Here is a 1,323-nt window from a genome sequence, read left to right on the forward strand (position 1 = left end):
GGGCACGGTTTTCTCATCTCCGCTAGTCACGAAAGCCGTGATTTCCTCGTGACCTCGGGTTCTTCCCAGTTGCACCAGGGGTCTCAAATCGGACAGCAATCTGCCCGCAGAGCCGCCGAAATCCCGATGTACGTCCGAAAAGTTCTGTGATGTACAGCACAAGATGTTTAACGGCAAACTCCCAGCTTAGATAACGATTCGGCTACCGCATCCTGGGCTTTCCAAGATCGCCAGCGCCTGCCGTTCAAGATTCGTTCACCCTCCGTTAACCAAGCGTGACCATTCTGCAATCAGGTCACAAAGCGACCTGAAGTTTGGTCAGCCCGAGGAGTTGTAGACACCGATTCGGTAACGATCACCCGCAGGCACCTGCCCGCCATGTGATCGGCGGAGCGGAATCCGGCAACGGACCCGCGATCCACACTTCCGCCCCGTCTCTTCGCATCGAGATGCGAAGTCCCGCGCGACATCGCGGCCGAGCCCATCGAGGGCGATCCGGCGCCGCACGCACGAACCGCGTCGCGTTCCGGGGACATCATCGTCCCCCACAACAAAACCACACAAAAGCACATGGCCGTTTCGGCGACGCCCACGAGCGTACGCCGCAGGATCCGTGCTGCCCAACCGCGGCCGGATCGAGTAAGTCCCCGATAAAGGAACCGATTCGAATGCCTGACAGACGCCTTTCCACCCTCCGTCGCCCCTCGCTCCGCGAAACCGTCACCGTCGCCGTCGCCGCCGCGGGTGTCGTCGCCGTGGCCGCCTGCTCTGCGGCGTCCGTTGCCGATGACAGCGTCCCGTCTCGCATCGCCATGGTGGCCGAGCAGCAGCCCGAGTCCGCGCCCGCCGCGCCCGCCGCGCCCGCCGTGGTCGCCGCACCGGTCGCGGAGGCGATCCCCGCGCCGATGCCCGCACCCGCCCCTGCTCCCGAACCGGCGCCCGCGCCTGCTCCCGAGCCGGCCCCGATGCCCGCCCCGGCGCCGCCGGTCTACGCGGACAACCTGGACGGCTGGATTCGCCAGGCCCTCGACATCATGCAGGCCAACGGCATCCCGGGCTCCTACGAGGGCATCCACCGCAACATCATGCGCGAGTCCACCGGCAACCCCCAGGCCATCAACCTGTGGGACTCCAATGCCGCGATGGGTATCCCGTCCAAGGGCCTGCTGCAGGTGATCGACCCCACGTTCGCCACCTATCACGTCGCGGGCACGCCCTTCGACATCTGGGATCCGGTCGCCAATATCGTCGCCGCCTGCAACTACGCCGCGCACCGCTACGGCACGATGGACAACGTCGACAGCGCGTACTGAGTCCACCTCC

Annotated in this window: 1 protein-coding gene; it reads left to right on the forward strand. The window is 65.5% G+C overall.

Features of this window, described 5'->3' with window-relative positions; translation table 11 throughout:
* Positions 1-668 precede the first annotated feature (668 nt).
* Positions 669-1,313 carry a transglycosylase SLT domain-containing protein gene (locus tag ACFU5M_RS34510; protein ID WP_379055826.1) on the forward strand — a complete coding sequence of 215 codons (645 nt, stop codon included), beginning with the start codon at positions 669-671 and terminating at the stop codon, positions 1,311-1,313.
* Positions 1,314-1,323: the final 10 nt, after the last annotated feature.

The sequence above is a fragment of the Nocardia sp. NPDC057455 genome (assembly GCF_042802775.1).
Lineage (GTDB): Bacteria > Actinomycetota > Actinomycetes > Mycobacteriales > Mycobacteriaceae > Nocardia.

Excerpts from the sequence above, each read along its gene's own strand:
- ACFU5M_RS34510 (WP_379055826.1), top strand. The coding sequence starts at position 669 with ATGCCTGACAGACGCCTTTCCACCCTCCGTCGCCCCTCGCTCCGCGAA.